The sequence below is a fragment of the Mesorhizobium sp. M1E.F.Ca.ET.063.01.1.1 genome (genome assembly GCF_003998155.1).
Taxonomy (GTDB): Bacteria; Pseudomonadota; Alphaproteobacteria; order Rhizobiales; family Rhizobiaceae; genus Mesorhizobium.
Map to the genome: position 1 here is coordinate 1 of NZ_RZSC01000619.1, position 3,528 is coordinate 3,528.

Consider the following 3,528-nt stretch of genomic DNA (forward strand, 5'->3'; position numbering starts at 1 on the left):
GTCTTCTATCGTCGGTTCGATCGGCGTCGTCTCGGCCTCCTTCGGCTTCCCGGAACTGATGAAGAAGATCGGCATCGAGCGGCGCGTCCACACCGCCGGCCAGAACAAGGCCGTGCTCGACCCGTTCAAGCCGGAAAAGAAGGAGGACGTCGAGCGGCTGAAGGCGCTGCAGCTCGAAGTGCACGAGACCTTCATCGACCTCGTCAAGGAGCGGCGCGGCACGAAGCTGAAGGACGATCCGGATTTGTTCACCGGCCTGTTCTGGACCGCCAAGAGAGGCCTGGAACTCGGTCTCGTCGATGCGCTGGGCGACATGCGCAGCGTGCTCAAGACCCGTTTCGGCGAAAAGACGCAACTCAAGCTGATCACCGCGCCGCGCGGGTTTTTCGGCCGCTTCGGCCTGTTCGGCTCGCGCTTTTCGGCGCCGGATATCGCGGCGGCCGCCGCGAACGGCATCATCGATGCGGCGGAAGAGCGCGCGCTGTGGGCGCGCTTCGGGCTTTGAAAAGGCCATGAAAGTGTCTAGCATAGTCACTTGACCGACCTGTACGGTCGGCCTTGCCGCGCTAACGCGGGAGGAGTTTCGAGATGCCGCAGATCATTTTCTTCGCTGTCGTCGGCGCCGCCGCCTATTTCGGCTATCGCGCGTTCGTGCGTGAGGCCGAGCGTGTGACGGCAAAAATCCGGCGCACCGAGAAACAGGCGGCCAACGGCACGATGGGTACACTGGTCAAGGATCCGAAGACCGGCGAGTACCGTCTGGCCAAGGACTGAAGCCATCTCGCCAGCAGCCGACATTCTGGAGCCCGAGGCCAAGTCCCGGACATGGCTGGCGCCTGCCAAGATCAATCTGGCGCTGCATGTGACCGGCAGGCGCGCCGACGGCTATCACCTGCTCGACAGCCTTGTCGTCTTCACCCGCTTCGGCGACCGGCTGCAGATCGAGCCGGCCGAGCGTGATGCGTTCTCGGTGTCCGGCCCGTTTGCCGCCGGTGTGCCGCTCGATGGCGACAATCTGGTGATCAAAGCGCGCGAAGCATTGCGCGCAGAGGCTGGGGCGCAAATGACGCGCCCTGTCGCAATCCGGCTGGAAAAGAACCTGCCGATCGCTTCCGGCGTCGGCGGCGGCTCGAGCGACGCGGCGGCCGCGCTCAACGGCCTTTCGCGCCTCTGGAAGCTCGATATCGACGAAGCCGGACTGGCGCGGATCGGCCTGACGCTCGGCGCCGACTTGCCGATGTGCCTCGCGGCAAAGCCGCTGATTGCGCGCGGCGTCGGCGACGAGCTGTCGCCGCTGGCGCAATTTCCGGCGCTGGCGCTGGTTATGGTCAATCCGGGCGTGGCGGTTTCGACGCCCGACGTGTTCAAGGCGCTTTCCAGGCACGACAACGAGGCATTGCCGCCCCTGCCCGGCCGTCTGGATTTTCACACCATCCGCAATTGGCTCGAGACGACCCGCAACGATCTCGAGCCTGCCGCTCGAGCCATCCAGCCGACCGTCGGCGAAGCGCTCACGGCGCTGAAAAAAGCAGGGGCCGCCTTCGCGCGCATGTCCGGCTCCGGCGCCACCTGTTTCGGCCTGTTCGAGACCGGCAATGTCGGCAAGCGCGCGGCGATCGAAATCCGCGGCCGTCATCCCGGCTGGTTCGTCGCCGCGACGCGCAGCACGGAGGCTGACACTCATGGCCAAAATTGACGAAAGCCGCCCCTTCATTCCGGTGCGGATCGCGGTGCTGACGGTTTCCGACACGCGCAGCCTCGCCGACGACAAATCGGGTCGGACACTGGCCGACCGGATCGCGGAGGCCGGCCACATATTGGCTGCCCGCGACATCGTCACCGACGACCGCGAAAGGATCCGAGAAAAGGTGCTCGGCTGGTCGAAGGACGAGGCGGTGGATGTCGTCATCACCACCGGCGGCACCGGCTTCACCGGCCGTGACGTGACGCCGGAGGCGCTGGAGCCGATCTTCGAAAAACGCATGGACGGTTTTTCGGAAGTCTTCCACCGCATCTCCTACGACAAGATCGGCACCTCGACGATCCAGAGCCGGGCGACGGGCGGCGTCGTCAACGCCACCTTCGTCTTCGTGCTGCCGGGCTCGCCCGGCGCCTGCAAGGACGCCTGGGACGGCATCCTGAAGCCGCAGCTCGACTACCGGCACATGCCCTGCAACTTTGTCGAGATCATGCCGCGGCTCGACGAGCATCTCAGGCGGGGCGGCAAGCCTGCCTCGTAAAGCATAGGCAAAGCGCCCGATCGGGATCTCATTTGCGAGGCGGAATGGTGTTCCCGCCTTCGAAGCGCCATTCCGAAGCCGATGTTGGCAAAGTACCTTGTGCAAGGAAACAAGGGACCATGCGATGGCCGTTCACAGCGGCGGATGCCATTGCGGCAACATCCGCCTGAGCTTCTCCAGCGCTGTCGATCCTGCGGGACTGGAGATCCGCGCCTGCCAATGCTCGTTCTGCACCCGCCATGGTTCGCGGGCGGCCGCCGATCCCAACGGGAAGCTGGTCGTCTCGGTCGAAGACCGGGCGCGGCTGCAAAACTATCGCTTCGGTTTGTGCACCGCCGACTATCTGCTGTGCCGCGAATGCGGCGTCTATGTCGCGGCAATCGCCGGCGATGGCGTCGAGGCCAGGGCGATCGTCATCGTCAACGCGCTCGATGATCGAGAGCGATTCTCCCGCGAACCGGTCCCGGTCCGCTACGACGCCGAGAGCCGCGAGCAGCGCCTGGCTAGGCGCCGCACGAATTGGATGCCGGTCGAGATTCAGGGGCTTTGATCGGCCGGGTCCGGTTCAGCGAATGACGGGCTCGCCGTGGAAGCGGCGACGCGACGGCCGCGAGACACCGAAGCCGATTTCCATCATCAGCCGCGGCGTGTGCGCCGGCACCGTGCCCATGTGGAAGCCGAACGGGTCCTCGACGAAGCCGACGCCGGCCTCGCCGGTGAGCGTCACAGGGCTTTGCTGACCATAGACGTCCAGCACATCTTCCGCCGGATGGCCAACCAGAAGCGTCAGCTGATGTTTGAGCGCGCGGCGCTTGTGGCTGCCGCGAACATAGACATGCGGACCGGTGCCGGCATCGCAAGGCTTCAGATAGAAAAAGAACTTCAGCATCCGCCAGTCGTCGAGATCGAAATGATATTTGCCGAGCGAAGCGAGGTTCTTGTCGGAATCCGAGGCCTTGCCGGTCGGAAAGCTCCACCAGACGCGCGTGGTGATCAGTTTCGCCTGGCCACCGAGATAATGCCGGGCGACGTCGAGGAGCAGCGGGTCCTTCTGGATGGCAAGAGCCGCCTTGCAGTCCAGGATCCGCTCGAAATAGTGGCCGCTGAGCAGCGAGCGGCCATACAGCTTTTCGGCCTCGGCATGCTCGCCCGGCATGAATTCGAGATGGCGGTCGAAGTTGCCGAAACAGGGCGTGCGCTGCGCGAAAGCGGCGATCTCCTCGTGGATCTCCTGCGGCAGCATGAAGCCCGAAAACAACCCATCGGAACGCAAAGCCTCTACCACGGC

At 64.7% G+C, this 3,528-nt stretch carries 6 protein-coding genes; 5 read left to right on the plus strand and 1 reads right to left on the minus strand.

Going from position 1 to position 3,528, the window contains the following annotated elements:
* The 5 genes from EOA29_RS29280 to EOA29_RS29300 form a co-directional block, all read left to right on the plus strand.
* Positions 1-505: S49 family peptidase (locus EOA29_RS29280; RefSeq protein WP_145969853.1), on the plus strand; the 505-nt coding region annotated here is incomplete at its 5' end.
* Positions 506-588: 83 nt separating this feature from the next.
* Positions 589-774: a membrane protein gene (locus EOA29_RS29285; protein ID WP_027164591.1), complete on the plus strand. Its 186-nt coding sequence runs from the start codon at positions 589-591 to the stop codon at positions 772-774.
* Positions 775-799: 25 nt separating this feature from the next.
* Positions 800-1,696, plus strand: coding sequence for a 4-(cytidine 5'-diphospho)-2-C-methyl-D-erythritol kinase (locus tag EOA29_RS29290; RefSeq protein ID WP_127221967.1), 897 nt, complete (start codon positions 800-802; stop codon positions 1,694-1,696).
* Positions 1,683-2,240, plus strand: a complete 558-nt coding sequence (gene moaB, locus EOA29_RS29295) for a molybdenum cofactor biosynthesis protein B (protein WP_127221968.1) — start codon at positions 1,683-1,685, stop codon at positions 2,238-2,240. The genes EOA29_RS29290 and moaB overlap by 14 nt, the downstream gene beginning before the upstream one ends.
* 124 nt (positions 2,241-2,364) lie before the next feature.
* Positions 2,365-2,790, plus strand: coding sequence for an aldehyde-activating protein (locus tag EOA29_RS29300; RefSeq protein ID WP_127221969.1), 426 nt, complete (start codon positions 2,365-2,367; stop codon positions 2,788-2,790).
* Positions 2,791-2,805: 15 nt separating this feature from the next.
* On the opposite strand, the gene EOA29_RS29305 is transcribed toward EOA29_RS29300, so the two are convergent.
* A partial coding sequence (locus EOA29_RS29305; RefSeq protein WP_127221970.1) for a hypothetical protein occupies positions 2,806-3,528 on the minus strand: 723 nt, incomplete at its 5' end.

Excerpts from the sequence above, each read along its gene's own strand:
- EOA29_RS29285 (WP_027164591.1), top strand. The coding sequence starts at position 589 with ATGCCGCAGATCATTTTCTTCGCTGTCGTCGGCGCCGCCGCCTATTTC.
- moaB (WP_127221968.1), top strand. The coding sequence starts at position 1,683 with ATGGCCAAAATTGACGAAAGCCGCCCCTTCATTCCGGTGCGGATCGCG.
- EOA29_RS29300 (WP_127221969.1), top strand. The coding sequence starts at position 2,365 with ATGGCCGTTCACAGCGGCGGATGCCATTGCGGCAACATCCGCCTGAGC.